Genomic DNA, 13,389 nt, shown 5'->3' with positions numbered 1-13,389 from the left:
GGGGTCACTTCAGGCCGGTGGCTTCCGCGGCGGCGGGGTCGGAGTCGGCGAGGAAGGTCCGGCAGCGCTCGAACTCCTCGGCCTCGCCGATCTTCCCGGCGGCCTTGCCCAGGACGGCGAGGGCGCGGAGGAACCCCTGGTTGGGGCGGTGCGCCCAGGGCACCGGGCCGAAGCCCTTCCAGCCCGCGCGGCGCAGCTGGTCGAGACCCCGGTGGTAGCCGGTGCGGGCGTACGCGTACGCGGCGACGGTCTCGCCCGCGTCGAAGGCCTTCTCGGCCAGCGACGCCCAGGCCTCGCTGTAGTCGGGGTGTTCGGCGGCGACGGTGGCCGGGTCGGTCCCGGCGTCGAGCGCGGCCTGGGCGGCGGTGTGCTCGGGCAGCAGCGTCGGCTCGGGGCCGAGCAGGTTGTGCGTCATGCCGCCCATTCTGCCTCTAGAGGAACAGGCTCCCCAGCACCCCGGCTCCGGCCAGCACCAGGGCGGCCACCAGCACGCCCGCGACAACTCGTTTCGGCATCATGGCGCGACACCATGCCAAGCAGTGCCCGCCCGGAGCAAGTCCGCCACCCCTACGGGTGAACCCCGATTTTGGCGGTCTTTGCCACGGTCCTGACCCACTCGTGACCATGACCGGCCATGATGTCCGGCATGGCCAAGGCAGTCGACGTCCCGGTGGACGTCATTCCGCGCAGTCCCGTCGGCAAGACGCGGCTGTTCTTCACGCGGCACTGGCACCGCGGTGCCCCCGGGCAGCCGACCCCGGACTGGGTGCTCCGGTTCTGCTACGGGATGTGGCTGGCGGCGTTCGCGTTCAAGCTGGTCGGCTCGTCGTGGGACATGTCGTGGCACTTCATGTGGCTGCGCGACGACCTGGCGCCGCCGCACCTGATCAACACCGTCGGCACGGTGATCATCGTGGTGCTGGTGGCGATCCACAGCTACACGGGTCTCGGCGCCGACAAGACGTCACTGCGGCTGATGCAGGTCGGCCTGCTGACGTTCCTGGTGGCGGCCCCGCTGGACGTCATCAACCACCGCGTCAACGGCCTCGACCTGACCGCGTGGAGCCCGTCGCACATGATGCTCTACCTGGGCACGGGCATCATGCAGGCCGGTGTCCTGCTCGGCTGGCTCCGGCTGTCCCCGCCCGGGCGGTTCCGGACCGGCGTGCTGCTCGCGCTGTGGGCGTTCTTCCTGGAGAACACGTTCTTCCCGAACGGCCAGCAGGAGTACGGCATCCTCGGCCTGCGCGCCTGGGAGCGCGGCGAACCGGAGGCGGAGAAGTCGCTGCTGGACTTCGCGGCCAACCAGATCGGGCACCCGGTCGACCGGACGGCTGTGCTGCACTTCACGATGCCGATCCCGGAGTGGGTGTACCCGCTGTGGGGCATCGGCGTCATGGCGCTGATCCTGGTGCTGGCCCGGAAGACGTTGGGGTTCCGCTGGGCGGCCTCTTCGGTGGCGCTCGCGTACGTCGCCTATCGGTCGGTGATGTGGCCGCTGCTGCTCGGGCTCGGCTTCCCGGTGTCGACGGTGCCGTTCTACCTGCTCTTCGTGGGCCTCGCGGTGGACTTGGCGTTCGCGATGAGCCACGGCGTCGTGCGCGCGGCCGCCGGGGCGTTGCTGGTGACGGCGTTCGGGTACGGGGCGTTCTGGCTGCAGTCACAGTTCCGCCCGTGGGTGCTCGGGGACGCGCACACCGAGTCGGCACCCCCGGCGGCGTACTGGACGGCCGCGGTGGTGCTGGCCGGGGTGTTCGCCCTGTGGGCCGGCGCGGAACCGCTGACCCGGAGGTGGGCAGCGCGGCGCTCGGTCGCCGAATCGGCCTGAACATGACGAAGGGCCGCCACGAAAACTCCGTGGCGGCCCTTCGTGCGAAAAGACTTACTTGAGCTTCGTGCCCGCCGAGCCGAGGGCCTGGCAGGCCTCGACCACGCGCTGGGCCATGCCGGCCTCCGCGGCCTTCAGGTACGACCGCGGGTCGTAGACCTTCTTGTTGCCGACCTCGCCGTCGATCTTCAGGACGCCGTCGTAGTTCTTGAAGAAGTGGTCCACGATCGGGCGGGTGAACGCGTACTGCGTGTCCGTGTCGACGTTCATCTTCACCACGCCGTAGGACACCGCCTCGCGGATCTCCTCCGGGAGCGAGCCCGAGCCGCCGTGGAAGACCAGCTCGAACGGCTTCGAGCCCTCGGGCAGGCCGAGCTTCTTCGACGCCGCCTCCTGGCCGCCCTTCAGCACGTCCGGGCGCAGCTTCACGTTGCCCGGCTTGTACACGCCGTGGACGTTGCCGAACGTCGCCGCCAGCAGGTAGCGGCCCTTCTCGCCGGCGCCGAGCGCGTCGATCGTCTTCAGGAAGTCGCCTTCGGCGGTGTACAGCTTCTCGTTGATCTCCGCCTCGACGCCGTCTTCCTCGCCGCCGACGACGCCGATTTCGACCTCGAGGATGATGTTCGCGGCCGCCGTCTTGGCCAGCAGCTCCTGCGCGATCTCGAGGTTCTCGTCGAGGTCGATCGCCGAGCCGTCCCACATGTGGGACTGGAACAGCGGGTTCTGGCCGTTCTTGACGCGCTCGGCCGAGATCTCGATCAGCGGGCGGACGAAGCCGTCCAGCTTGTCCTTCGGGCAGTGGTCGGTGTGCAGCGCGACGTTGATGTCGTACTTCGCCGCGACGACCTGGGCGAACTCCGCCAGCGCGGTCGCGCCGGTCACCATGTCCTTGACCTTCTGGCCGGACGCGAACTCGGCACCGCCGGTGGAGAACTGGATGATGCCGTCGCTCTCCGCCTCGGCGAAGCCGCGGATGGCGGCGTTCACGGTTTCGGACGAGGTCACGTTGATGGCCGGGTAGGCGAACTCGTTCGCCTTGGCCCGGTCGAGCATCTCCGCGTAGACCTCGGGGGTGGCGATGGGCATCGTTACTCCTCCTTGGCACAGGGTGGTCCCGACCGCATCGTACGAGGTGTACCGCCGCCGCACACCGGTCCCCGCACAGAAACTTTCCCGCACGTCGGATCGGTTCAGAAAGCGGTCCGTCCGGTCACCGCGGTGACCGGCGACCGGACGGAGATCACACTCAGCGCAGCGCGGCCGCCAGCTCGCGGTAAGCCGGCCACGGGTCCTCGTTCAGGACCTGGATGTTCACGTGGTCGGCACCCGCTTCGAGGTGGGCGCGGACGCCTGTCGCGATCGTGTCCGCGTCGCCGTGCAGGGCCAGTGCGTCGACCAGGCGGTCGCTGCCCTCGCCTTCGACGTCCTCGTCCGTGAAGCCGAGTTTGCGCAGGTTGGCGACGTAGTTCGACAGCCCCAGGTAGAACTTCACGGTCTTGCGGCCGATCGCGCGGGCCTCGGCGGCGTCGGTGCCGAGGACCACCTTCTGCTCCGGGGCCAGCAGCTTGCCCTCGCCCAGGACCGCGCGAGCTCCCCGCGTGTGCTCCGGCGTGGTCAGGTACGGGTGCGCGCCCGCCGTCCGGTCGCCGGCCAGCTCGAGGACCTTCGGACCGAGCGCCGCCAAGGCGCGGCCGGCAACCGGGACCCCCGCCGCGTCCAGGCCGTCGAGGTAGTCGACCAGGGCCGCGTACGGCTTCTTGTACTCCTTGGAGGCCTCGGGGTGGCCCGCGCCGATGCCGAGCAGGAAGCGGTCCGGGTACTTGGCCACGATCCGTTCGTACACGCGGGCGATGTCCGCGGGCTCGTCCTGCCAGATGTTCACGATGCCGGTCGCGATGACCAGGCGGTCCGTCGCCGCGAGGAGATCGTCCACGTAGGCGAGGTCCCCGCTCGGGGACGCCCCCAACCAGATCGCGCCGTAGCCGAGCTTCTCCGCCTCCGCCGCGAACTGCGCGTCGACGCCCGAGTAGTGCCGCCAGATACCGAGCTTGCCGAGTTCGATTGCCATGGAACACCTCAACGCATCAGACGGCGATTTTCCTCCCGGGTTCCCGGATCGTGGGAAGTATTAACGTCGGAGGCATGACCAAGCTGGGCAACACCGATCTGGACGTGTTCGGACTCAACCTCGGGTGCAACGTCTTCGGCTGGACGGCCGACGAACCGCGGTCGTTCACCGTGCTGGACGCCTACACCGCGGCGGGCGGCAACTTCCTGGACAGCGCCGACCTACGGCGGCGGCGGTGGCTCCGAGACGATCATCGGCAACTGGCTGGCCGCCCGCGGCCGGCGTGCCGACGTCGTCGTGGCGACCAAGGTCGGGATGTGGGACGCGCGCCCGGGCCTTTCCGCGAAGAACATCCAGGCCGCGGCGGAGGACTCGCTGCGGCGCCTGAAGACCGACCACATCGATCTCTACTACGCCCACCGCGACGACCCGGACACCCCGCTCGAAGAGACCTTGGCGGCGTTCGACGCCCTGGTCCGCTCGGGCAAGGTCCGCTACCTGGGCGCGTCCAACTACACCGCCGCGCGGCTCGCCGAAGCACTGTCCATTTCGGACGAAAATGGCTTCGCGCGGTTCGCCGTGCTGCAGCCGCACTACAACCTCGTCGAGCGGGACTACGAACGCGACCTCGCGCCACTCGTCGAGCGCGAAGGCCTCGCGACCCTGCCGTACTTCGCCCTGGCGAAAGGCTTTCTCACCGGCAAGTACCGCACGAAGGACCAGACCGGGGACAGCCCGCGCGCCGCCGGCGCGGTGTCCTATTTGGACGCGACCGGCGAACGCGTCCTCGCCGCACTGGACGAAGTCGCCCTGGCGCACGGGGTTTCGGTGGCCACGGTGTCGCTCGCGTGGCTGCGGCAGCAGCCGACGGTCGCCGCCCCGATCGCCAGCGCGCGGACGACCGAGCAGCTCACCGACCTCCTCGCCTCGGTCTCGCTGGAGCTGACGGACGCCGAGGTCGCCACCCTGAGCGCGGCCACGGCCTGAACATACTCATGGGTAGCTTACTGCGGGTAAGTTGAGGTACGGTGCCCTCCGAGAGCGACGTTCGACGTCCAGGAGGGCACCGTGGCCAACCCGTTTTCGCTGCTGAGCGGCACCAAGAAGGTCGACGGCAAGGTCGTGCTGATCACCGGCGCGGCCCGCGGCATCGGCGCCGGCCTCGCCGAGCGGCTGGCGGCCCGCGGCGCCAAGGTCGCCCTCGTCGGCCTCGAAGCCGGCGAGCAGAAGAAGGTCGCCGACCGGATCGGCCCGAACGCGCGGTCCTGGGAAGCCGACGTCACCAGCTGGGACGCGCTCGAGCGCGCGACGGCGAGCGTCGTCGAGCACTTCGGCGGGATCGACATCGTCATCGCGAACGCCGGCATCGCGACCGCGGGCTTCGTCCGCTCGGTCGACCGGGCCGCGTTCGAGAAGGTCATCGAGGTAGACCTGCTCGGCGTCTGGCGGACGTTCCGCGTCACGCTTCCGCACGTCATCGAGCGCAAGGGCTACCTGCTGGCGATTTCGTCGCTCGCCGCGATCACGCACGCTCCAGGGATGGCGAACTACTCCGCCGCGAAGGCCGGCGTCGAAGCGTTCTCCAACAGCCTCCGCGCCGAGGTCGCCCACCTGGGTGTCAAGGTCGGCGTCGCGCACCCGACGTGGATCCGCACCGACCTCGTCGAGAGCGCCGACGCGCACCCGGTGTTCGGCAAGCTCCGCGCGTCGATGCCCGGCCTGATCGGCAAGACGTACCCGCTGGACGTGGCCCTGGACGACCTCGAAGCGGGCATCCTCAAACGCGCCCGGACCATCCACGTGCCGCGCTGGGTCGGCGGGCTCAAGCTGTTCCGCGCCTTCCTGCCGCCGGTCGTCGAGATCGGCTCCCGCAGCCGGGTACCTTCGGCGGACAAGGCCGCGCTGGCCGACATCGAGGCGCGCGGCGCGTTCGAGTCGGCGGTCACCGGCCACGGCGGGCGGGCCGCCACCAAGGGGTGAAGATGTCCCGTCGCGACCAGATCAGGATGACCGCGGACGAGGTGCGGGAGTACCTCGCCGGGCAGAAGGTCATCAACGTCGCCAGCATCGGCCCGAACGGCCGGCCGCACCTCGCGCCGCTCTGGTACTTCCCGCACGAGGACGGCGTCGCGACCTGGACGTACGGCACGTCGCAGAAGGCGAAGAACCTCCGGCGGCTGCCGGAGGCGACCGTGCTCGTCGAGGACGGCGACAGCTACGAGAAGCTGCGTGGCGTCTCGTTCGAGGCCGACGTCGAGCTCGTCGAGGACATCGAAGAGGTCACGCGGATGGGGACCGCGCTCATGCAGCGGTACTCGGGCGCCAAGCCCGGTGACCCTGCCTCGTCCGAGCTGCAGGCCTTCATCACAGGTCAGGCCGCCAAACGCGTCGGGCTGGTCTTCCGGCCGACCAAGGTCGTCAGCTGGAACCACGGCAAGCTCGGCGGGACGTACTGATCAGTAGCCGGTACTTCCAAGTAACTGTTACCTGAGGTAACGTCATCTGGGCAGGATTCCCGACGCAGCGGAGGCCGACAGATGACCGAGCGGTTCAAGGTCGTGATCGTGGGCACCGGGTTTTCCGGGCTCGGCCAGGCGATCCAGCTCGAGAAGGCCGGTATCCGGGACTACGTGATCCTGGAGAAGGCCGCCGAGGTGGGCGGTACCTGGCGCGACAACTCCTACCCCGGGTGCGCGTGCGACGTGCAGTCGCACATGTACTCGTTCTCGTACGAGCAGAACCCGGGCTGGTCACGGTCGTTTTCGCCGCAGCCGGAGATCTTCGACTACCTCAAGAGCGTCGCGGACAAGTACCGGCTGCGCGAGAAGATCCGCTTCGGCGTCGAGCTGACCGGCGCCCACTGGGACGAGCGGGAGCGCCGCTGGACGGCGACGACCAGGGACGGCCGGGAGTTCGTCGCGCAGTTCCTCGTCTCCGGCGTCGGCGGCCTGCACATCCCGCAGATCCCCGGCCTGCCCGGGATCGCGAACTTCAAGGGCCAGAGCTGGCACTCCGCGCGCTGGAACCACGAGTACGACCTGCGCGGCAAGAAGGTCGCCGTCGTGGGCACCGGCGCCAGCGCCGTCCAGTTCGTCCCGAAGATCGCCCCCGACGTCGCCGAGCTGACACTGTTCCAGCGGACGCCGCCGTGGATCATGCCCAAGCCCGACCACGCCATGCCGTCGTGGGCGCGGACGCTGTTCAAACGCGTCCCCGGCACCCAGCGGGCCTACCGCAACGCGCTGTACTGGTTGCTGGAGGCGCGGGCCATCGGCTTCAACGGCCATCCGGCGATCATGAAGGCCGGCGAGCTGATCGCGAAGCGGAACATCGCGAAGGGCATCAAGGACCGCGCGCTGCGCAAGAAGGTCACGCCGGACTACACGATGGGCTGCAAGCGCGTCCTGATCTCCAACGACTACTACCCGGCGCTGGCCCGGCCGAACGTCGACGTGAACACGGCCGGGATCCAGGAGGTCAAGGCGCACTCGATCGTCGACTCCGCCGGAGTCGAGCACGAGGTCGACGCGATCATCTACGGCACCGGCTTCAAGGTCACCGACGCGCTGGAGTACCTCGACATCACCGGCGTCGACGGCCGCAACCTCGCCAAGGAGTGGGCGAGCGAGGGCATGCGGACGCACAAGGGCATCACCGTGTCCGGCTACCCGAACCTGTTCTTCCTGCTCGGCCCGAACACCGCGCTCGGCCACAACTCCGTCGTGTTCATGATCGAGTCGCAGGCGCGGTACGTCGTCGACGCCATCAAGCTCGCCGATTCGCGCGGTGCCGCCGCGCTCGACGTCCGGCCGGGCGTGCAGGACGAGTTCCAGCGGGAGATCCAGGACAAGCTGGTCAAGGGCGTCTGGACGCAGGGCGGCTGCAAGAGCTGGTACCTCGACGCCCAGGGCGTGAACCGGACGATCTGGCCGGGCTTCACCTGGCGCTACTGGCTGGAGACCCGCAAGGTCGACCCGGCCGACTACGAACTGTCCGGCCGGGCGTCGTGACGTCCGGGGACGAACAGCTCGTCCTGCACGCCCGGAACGTGCGGTTCGGCTGGGCGGCGCTCCCGATGCACTGGATCCCCGGCGAACCGCAGGCCACGCACACCGTCAACGTGCTGCACCTGGCGCTGCCCGAAGGCGAGCGCTGGTTCGTCGAGGTGTTCAAGCAGGCGCTGCCGCTGATCCGCGACGAGCGGCTCCGGGCGGACGTCCTCGGCTTCATCGGCCAGGAGGCGGTGCACGCCGAGGCCCACGACGGCGCGGCGGCGCACCTCGAAGCGGCGGGCGTGCGCGTGCGGCCGTTCGTGGCGCAGATGGAGTGGCTGTTCCGGAAGCTGCTGGGCGACCGCGACCTGACCGGCCGGGCCGCGGAAGAGTGGCTGGTGGAGCGGCTGGGGATCATCGCCGCGATCGAGCACTACACCGCGTTCCTCGGCCAATGGGTGCTCGACGCGCCCCTGGAGCACGCGGGCACCGATCCGGTGATGCTGGACCTGCTGCGCTGGCACGGTGCCGAAGAGGTCGAGCACCGGTCGGTGGCGTTCGACCTGTTCATGCACCTCGACGGGCGGTACGGGCGGCGGGTCCGCAGCATGGCGGCGGTGACGCCGGTGCTGGCCTGGGTCTTCGCCCGCGGTACGCGCTACCTGATGCGCAACGACCCGACCCGGCCCGGACGCGCGTCGCTGCGCGGCTATCGCCGGGCGGCGAAGCGGGGGCTGCTGCCGACCGGGCGGGAGCTGCTGCGGGAGATCCGGCCGTACTTCCGGAAGACGTATCACCCGTCCGAGACCGGGAACACCGAGCAGGCGGTGGCCTACCTGGCGAGTTCGCCCGCGGCCCGGGCGGCGGAGTGACCCTCGGCCGGCCCACCCGGCTCGACGGCAGCGCGCGCACCGACCACCTGATGTCCACTTTGGTCGGGGTGGTGGGTGTTTACCGCCGGTTGTCCCAATTCAGCGGAAAGCGGCGGCCGCCCGTGCGCACGGTGGACCGGAACCTTTCGCTGGCCGTCGAAACGATCCGGCCCGAGGCCAACGGCGTCGTCAGCCTGCGGCTCGCCAACGGCACCCCGCTGCCGGCCTGGCGGCCGGGCGCGCACCTCGACCTGGTGCTGCCGTCCGGGCTGACCAGGCAATATTCGCTGTGCGGCGACCCCGCCGACCGCTCGCACTACCGGATCGCCGTCCGGCGGATCGGTGCCGCGTCGAGCGAAATCCACGCGCTGGCCCCCGGCACCCGCGTCACCGCCCGGGGCCCGCGGACGGCGTTCCCGCTCGTCGGCGCCGGGCCGTTCCTCTTCGTCGCCGGCGGCATCGGGATCACGCCGATCCTGCCGATGGTCCGCCATGCCGTCGCGAGAGGCGCGGACTGGCGGCTGGTCTACACCGGCCGCAGCCGCGCGTCGATGCCGTTCCTCGGCGAGCTCCCGGACGACGACCGCGTGTGGATCCGCCCGGACACCGAGTTCGGCGTCCCGGCGTCCGGCGCCGAGCTCCTCGAAGGGCTTCCGGAGGGCGCGTCGGTCTACTGCTGCGGCCCGGTGGCGATGATCACGGGTGTCCGCGCCGACCTGGCGCTGACCACGGCCAAGGCCGTCCACTTCGAACGGTTCGCGCCGCCGCCGATCGTCGCGGGAGCACCGTTCCGGCTGACTTTGCGGAGGTCAGGCCGGGTGCTCGAGGTGCCGGGCGACCGGACGGCACTCGACGTCCTCCTGGCGGCGCGGCCCGGCACGCCGTACTCGTGCCGCCAGGGTTTCTGCGGGACCTGCGCGGTGCCGGCGGCCGGCGGCGGGTCCATGCGGATCTGCGTCGACCGCGGCAGCACCGTGCTCGACCTATGACGGCAGCCAGGCGCCGATCACCGGCTTGAACTCGCGGATGGACCGCTGCGCGATGGCCCCTTCCAGGAAGTACGGGTCCTGGTCGATCGTCTCCTTGAGGTGCGCCTCGTCGTCGGCCTGGTACAGCGTGATGCCGCCGGTGCCGTCGCCGAGCGGCCCGGCGACCGCGACGCGGCCCTCGCCGGCCAGCTTGGTCAGGAACTCCCGGTGGCGCGGCCGGACGTCCGGCATCTTCTCCTGGACGTAGGTGATTTCGACGAGGAACCAGGCCATGTGGATCTCCGGGGTCGGCGCGGGCGGGACACCGCCGACGCTACCCGTGTCACGGTTCTGTACCAGCATCCGATCTGTGGCACCGGCATCTGAACCCGATAGGCTGGGCGTGCGTCAGTACCTGTGTGAGCGCTGTGAATACCGTGAACCTGCTGACGCGGCACGCCGTGCAAACCGGGGTCGAGAACAGGCAGGGGTTCATGCTCGAGGGCAATGCGGAACGCAGCGTCGAGGCGACCCTCGGCCACCTGCGGGTCATGGACGGTCCGGCCCCGGCGCAGGCGCCGACACCGCTGACCCTCGAAGACCTCTACCGCCAGCACCGCATGCGGCTGGTGCGGCTGGCGATTCTGCTGGTGGACGAGCCCGCGACGGCGGAAGACGTGGTCCAGGAGGCTTTCACCGGCCTGCACCGCAACTGGGGCAGGCTCCGGGACGCCGCGGCCGCGGTCGGCTACCTGCGCACCGCGGTGGTCAACGGGTCGCGCAGCGTGCTGCGCCGCCGCAAGACGGCCCGCGAGTACGTGCCCCCGCACGCGGTGAACGCGCGCTCCGCGGAGAGCCTCGCGATGCTCTCCAGCGAGCACCAGGCCGTGGTCAGCGCGCTGTCGAAGCTGCCGCCCCGCCAGCGCGAAGTGCTCGTGCTGAGGTACTACGGCGGGCTGAGCGAGGCCGAGATCTCTGAGGCCGCAGGTATCTCCAAGGGTACCGTTAAATCGACCGCCAGCCGGGCGCTCGAGGCCCTCCAGAAGGCCATGCAAGCCCCACAGTGACCCGGGTGGACCATTCCGATCACTGAGTCGTATCACCATGCTTGGTCCAGACCAATATATGCTGGGGTGCGTGAGAGGCGCCGGAGATTTCGTGATCATGGGCGGCCGGGTCGCCGCCCCGGACCGTTTACTCGACGACGGCTGGGTGGCCGTGTCCGACGGGCGGATCGCCGGCGTGGGTTCCGGGACCCCGCCGTCCGGCGAACACGTGGACGTCGGCGGGGCGCTGGTCGTGCCCGGGTTCGTCGACACCCACTGCCACGGCGGGGGAGGTGGCTCGTTCACCTCCCTCGATCCCGAGGAACTCCTGACGGCGGTGCGAGCGCACCGCCGTCACGGCACCACGACCATGCTCGCCAGCCTGGTCTCGGACCCGGTGGACATCCTGCGTGAGCAGGTCGCGGCGCTGCGTGAGCTCGTCCAGGACGGCGAGGTCGCGGGCATCCACCTGGAGGGGCCGTTCATCTCGAAGGCCCGCTGCGGCGCGCACGACCCGGAGACGCTGCTCGAACCGGACACCGGCACGGTCGAGAAGCTCCTGCGCGCGGGCCAGGGCGCGATCCGGATGGTCACCATCGCCCCCGAGCTGCACGGCGGCGTGAAGGCGGTCCGCCAGCTGGCCGAGTCCGGCGTGATCGCCGCCATCGGGCACACCGACGGCGTCGAGGAGCAGCTGCTGCCGGCGATCGACGCGGGCGCCACGGTGGCGACCCACCTGTTCAACGGCATGCGGCCGCTGCACCACCGCGAGCCCGGCCCGGTCGGCGCGCTGCTGGACGACGAGCGCATCACGATCGAGCTGATCTGCGACCTGGTCCACCTGCACCCGACGGTGGTCCGCCTGGCGGCCAAGCACGCGGGCCGCAACCGGACGGTCCTCATCACGGACGCGATGTCGGCCACCGACGCCGCGGACGGCCGCTACACGCTGGGCCGCCTCGAGGTCGACGTCCACGACGGCGTCGCCACCCTCGCCGACAACGGTTCGCTGGCCGGCAGCACCCTGACGATGGACACCGCCTTCCGCAATCTGGTCCGGGGTGCGAAACTCGGCATCCTCGACGCGGTGCACGCGACGTCGCAGCGGCCCGCGGAGCTGCTCGGCATCGCGGACCGGACCGGGATGCTGTGCTCCGGTTACCAGGCCGACGTCGTGGTCCTCGACCAGGACCTGCGGCCGGCGAAGGTGTTGCGCCGGGGAGAATGGGTCGCCGAGGTGGGTACGGCTACCTTGAGTACGTAGGTGTTGCGAGCGGACGGGCGGAGATGAGCGAGCCGAAGGACCCCGAGCAGCTGCTGGCGGACGCCCTTCGCGCGCAAGCCGTCTTCGCACCGCAGGTGTCGCCGCCCCCCAAGGCGTCCGACACGTCTTCGTCGTCCCCGGCCACTCCGGCTTCGTCGACGTCTTCGGGCTCGCTGGCGGCCGGCGCTCGCGGGGCCGAGCCGGCCACCGACGCGGTCCCGACCAGCGCGATCAACGAGCTGCCCTCGGCGTACGGGCTGCTCTCCGGGGCGAGCGCGGACTCGCTGGAGCGCGAGCGCGCGGCCCTGGAGGCGGAGGCCCCGACGACGTTCACCCCGCGTCCGCCGGAGCCGGCACCGGCGCGGACGTCGGCGCAGCTGCCCGCGTACTGGATCTTGTTGCTGGCGGTGCTGCTGGGGCTCGCCGCGGGGTCCGTGGTCGGCCTGCTCACGCTGGTCTGACCGGGTCTCAGTCACGACTCAGGGTGACCCTGTACCGTTTTCCAGGTGATTCTCGCCCAGAGCACGGTCAACACGATGTCGCTGCTGCCGTCATGGCTGGACCCGCAGCACCTGCTGAGCGGGCTGACGACACCGGTCATCGCGGTGCTGTGCCTGATCATCTTCATCGAGAGCAGCATCTTCCCGGTCCTCCCGGGTGATTCGCTGCTGTTCACGGCGGGCCTGTTCATCGCGAACGGAACGCTGAACGCCCCGTTGTGGCTGGTCTGCGTCCTGGTGACGGCGTCGGCCCTGCTCGGCAACGTGGCCGGTTACTACATCGGCTACTTCGCCGGCCCGAAGCTGTTCAACCGGCCGGACTCGAAGTTCTTCAAGCGCGAGTACGTGGACAAGACGCACGAGTTCCTGGAGAAGCACGGCCCCAAGGCGGTCGTGCTGGCCCGGTTCGTCCCGTTCGTCCGCACGTTCATCACGTGGATCGCGGGCATCGGCCGCATGGACCCGAAGCGCTACTTCACCTACACGGTCCTCGGCGGCATCCTGTGGGCCGCGGGCATCACGATCCTGGGTTCGCTGCTGGGCAACATCGGCTTCATCCGCGACAACGTCGACGCGATCTTCGTGCTGATCGTGCTCGTGTCGGTGGTGCCGATCGCGCTGGAGTACCTGAAGTCGCGGCGCGAGAAGAAGGCTCTGGCCGAGGCGGACCCCGAGGTCACGCAGCGGATCCCGCGCATCAAGGAGTGAGTTCCGGTTCGCTCGCCGGGCACCACGGCTCGCCGGGCACCGCAGCTCACCAGACACCCGCAGCTCGCCAGACACCGCAGCGAGGTGGGGGAAATAAAAGAAGGGTGGGGGGGGGGGCCCCGATAGGAGAAATAGAGCCAAGC

The 13,389-nt window shown here is 70.1% G+C and carries 14 protein-coding genes and 1 pseudogene; 11 read left to right on the top strand and 4 right to left on the bottom strand.

The features are described from left to right. Window positions 1-4 precede the first annotated feature (4 nt). The gene (locus tag AB0M30_RS02335) at window positions 5-415 is read right to left on the bottom strand and encodes a DUF3151 domain-containing protein (RefSeq protein WP_360164995.1); all 411 of its coding nucleotides are present in this window, start codon (window positions 413-415) and stop codon (window positions 5-7) included. A gap of 231 nt (window positions 416-646) precedes the next feature. Between AB0M30_RS02335 and AB0M30_RS02330 the strand changes: the two genes are divergently transcribed. Continuing rightward, window positions 647-1,828: a hypothetical protein gene (locus AB0M30_RS02330; RefSeq protein WP_364578853.1), complete on the top strand. Its 1,182-nt coding sequence runs from the start codon at window positions 647-649 to the stop codon at window positions 1,826-1,828. Window positions 1,829-1,882: 54 nt separating this feature from the next. On the opposite strand, the gene fbaA is transcribed toward AB0M30_RS02330, so the two are convergent. Then, window positions 1,883-2,914 carry a class II fructose-bisphosphate aldolase gene (gene fbaA, locus AB0M30_RS02325; RefSeq protein ID WP_364578851.1) on the bottom strand — a complete coding sequence of 344 codons (1,032 nt, stop codon included), beginning with the start codon at window positions 2,912-2,914 and terminating at the stop codon, window positions 1,883-1,885. 160 nt (window positions 2,915-3,074) lie between these two features. Then, window positions 3,075-3,896: an LLM class F420-dependent oxidoreductase gene (locus tag AB0M30_RS02320; protein ID WP_364578848.1), complete on the bottom strand. Its 822-nt coding sequence runs from the start codon at window positions 3,894-3,896 to the stop codon at window positions 3,075-3,077. Window positions 3,897-3,970: 74 nt separating this feature from the next. Here AB0M30_RS02320 and AB0M30_RS02315 point away from each other — a divergent pair. The 6 genes and pseudogenes from AB0M30_RS02315 to AB0M30_RS02290 all read left to right on the top strand — a co-directional run bounded on the left by AB0M30_RS02315 (window position 3,971) and on the right by AB0M30_RS02290 (window position 9,749). Continuing rightward, window positions 3,971-4,883, top strand: a pseudogene (locus AB0M30_RS02315) (aldo/keto reductase). An 81-nt stretch (window positions 4,884-4,964) separates the two neighbouring features. Further along, on the top strand, window positions 4,965-5,876 hold the full coding sequence (locus AB0M30_RS02310; protein WP_364578846.1) for an SDR family oxidoreductase: 912 nt from the start codon (window positions 4,965-4,967) through the stop codon (window positions 5,874-5,876). Between the two features lie 2 nt (window positions 5,877-5,878). Further along, window positions 5,879-6,352 (top strand): pyridoxamine 5'-phosphate oxidase family protein, encoded by a 474-nt coding sequence (locus AB0M30_RS02305; RefSeq protein ID WP_364578843.1) that lies wholly within the window; start codon window positions 5,879-5,881, stop codon window positions 6,350-6,352. Window positions 6,353-6,433: 81 nt separating this feature from the next. Beyond that, window positions 6,434-7,906, top strand: coding sequence for an NAD(P)/FAD-dependent oxidoreductase (locus AB0M30_RS02300; RefSeq protein WP_364578842.1), 1,473 nt, complete (start codon window positions 6,434-6,436; stop codon window positions 7,904-7,906). Further along, window positions 7,903-8,760: a metal-dependent hydrolase gene (locus tag AB0M30_RS02295; protein ID WP_364578839.1), complete on the top strand. Its 858-nt coding sequence runs from the start codon at window positions 7,903-7,905 to the stop codon at window positions 8,758-8,760. Before AB0M30_RS02300 ends, AB0M30_RS02295 begins: the two co-directional genes overlap by 4 nt. After that, window positions 8,757-9,749 carry a PDR/VanB family oxidoreductase gene (locus AB0M30_RS02290; RefSeq protein ID WP_364578837.1) on the top strand — a complete coding sequence of 331 codons (993 nt, stop codon included), beginning with the start codon at window positions 8,757-8,759 and terminating at the stop codon, window positions 9,747-9,749. The genes AB0M30_RS02295 and AB0M30_RS02290 overlap by 4 nt, the downstream gene beginning before the upstream one ends. Here the strand turns inward: AB0M30_RS02290 and AB0M30_RS02285 are convergent. Next, complete coding sequence (locus AB0M30_RS02285; RefSeq protein WP_364579581.1) at window positions 9,744-10,022, bottom strand: YciI family protein; 279 nt, start codon at window positions 10,020-10,022, stop codon at window positions 9,744-9,746. The two genes, AB0M30_RS02290 and AB0M30_RS02285, sit on opposite strands and share 6 nt — an antisense overlap. A gap of 200 nt (window positions 10,023-10,222) precedes the next feature. On the opposite strand from AB0M30_RS02285, the gene AB0M30_RS02280 reads away from it, so the two are divergent. From AB0M30_RS02280 to AB0M30_RS02265, 4 genes are all read left to right on the top strand, one after another. Beyond that, window positions 10,223-10,795, top strand: a complete 573-nt coding sequence (locus tag AB0M30_RS02280) for a SigE family RNA polymerase sigma factor (protein WP_199191266.1) — start codon at window positions 10,223-10,225, stop codon at window positions 10,793-10,795. Between the two features lie 91 nt (window positions 10,796-10,886). After that, complete coding sequence (gene nagA, locus AB0M30_RS02275) at window positions 10,887-12,038, top strand: N-acetylglucosamine-6-phosphate deacetylase (protein ID WP_103337973.1); 1,152 nt, start codon at window positions 10,887-10,889, stop codon at window positions 12,036-12,038. A gap of 23 nt (window positions 12,039-12,061) precedes the next feature. Then, window positions 12,062-12,499 carry a hypothetical protein gene (locus AB0M30_RS02270; RefSeq protein ID WP_364578834.1) on the top strand — a complete coding sequence of 146 codons (438 nt, stop codon included), beginning with the start codon at window positions 12,062-12,064 and terminating at the stop codon, window positions 12,497-12,499. Between the two features lie 45 nt (window positions 12,500-12,544). After that, a complete protein-coding gene (locus tag AB0M30_RS02265; protein WP_364578831.1) occupies window positions 12,545-13,246 on the top strand; it encodes a VTT domain-containing protein in 702 nt (233 codons plus the stop codon). Window positions 13,247-13,389 lie beyond the last annotated feature (143 nt).

The organism is Amycolatopsis sp. NPDC051716, from assembly GCF_040681595.1.
Taxonomy (GTDB): domain Bacteria; phylum Actinomycetota; class Actinomycetes; order Mycobacteriales; family Pseudonocardiaceae; genus Amycolatopsis.
The sequence above is the reverse complement of the archived record's forward strand: the minus strand, read 5'-3'. Positions and strand labels throughout refer to the sequence as shown.

Coding starts and splice junctions, on each gene's coding strand:
- AB0M30_RS02280 (WP_199191266.1), top strand. CDS start 10,223: ATGCTCGAGGGCAATGCGGAACGCAGCGTCGAGGCGACCCTCGGCCAC.
- AB0M30_RS02300 (WP_364578842.1), top strand. CDS start 6,434: ATGACCGAGCGGTTCAAGGTCGTGATCGTGGGCACCGGGTTTTCCGGG.
- AB0M30_RS02320 (WP_364578848.1), bottom strand. CDS start 3,896: ATGGCAATCGAACTCGGCAAGCTCGGTATCTGGCGGCACTACTCGGGC.
- AB0M30_RS02335 (WP_360164995.1), bottom strand. CDS start 415: ATGACGCACAACCTGCTCGGCCCCGAGCCGACGCTGCTGCCCGAGCAC.
- AB0M30_RS02305 (WP_364578843.1), top strand. CDS start 5,879: ATGTCCCGTCGCGACCAGATCAGGATGACCGCGGACGAGGTGCGGGAG.
- AB0M30_RS02285 (WP_364579581.1), bottom strand. CDS start 10,022: ATGGCCTGGTTCCTCGTCGAAATCACCTACGTCCAGGAGAAGATGCCG.
- AB0M30_RS02270 (WP_364578834.1), top strand. CDS start 12,062: ATGAGCGAGCCGAAGGACCCCGAGCAGCTGCTGGCGGACGCCCTTCGC.
- AB0M30_RS02330 (WP_364578853.1), top strand. CDS start 647: ATGGCCAAGGCAGTCGACGTCCCGGTGGACGTCATTCCGCGCAGTCCC.
- fbaA (WP_364578851.1), bottom strand. CDS start 2,914: ATGCCCATCGCCACCCCCGAGGTCTACGCGGAGATGCTCGACCGGGCC.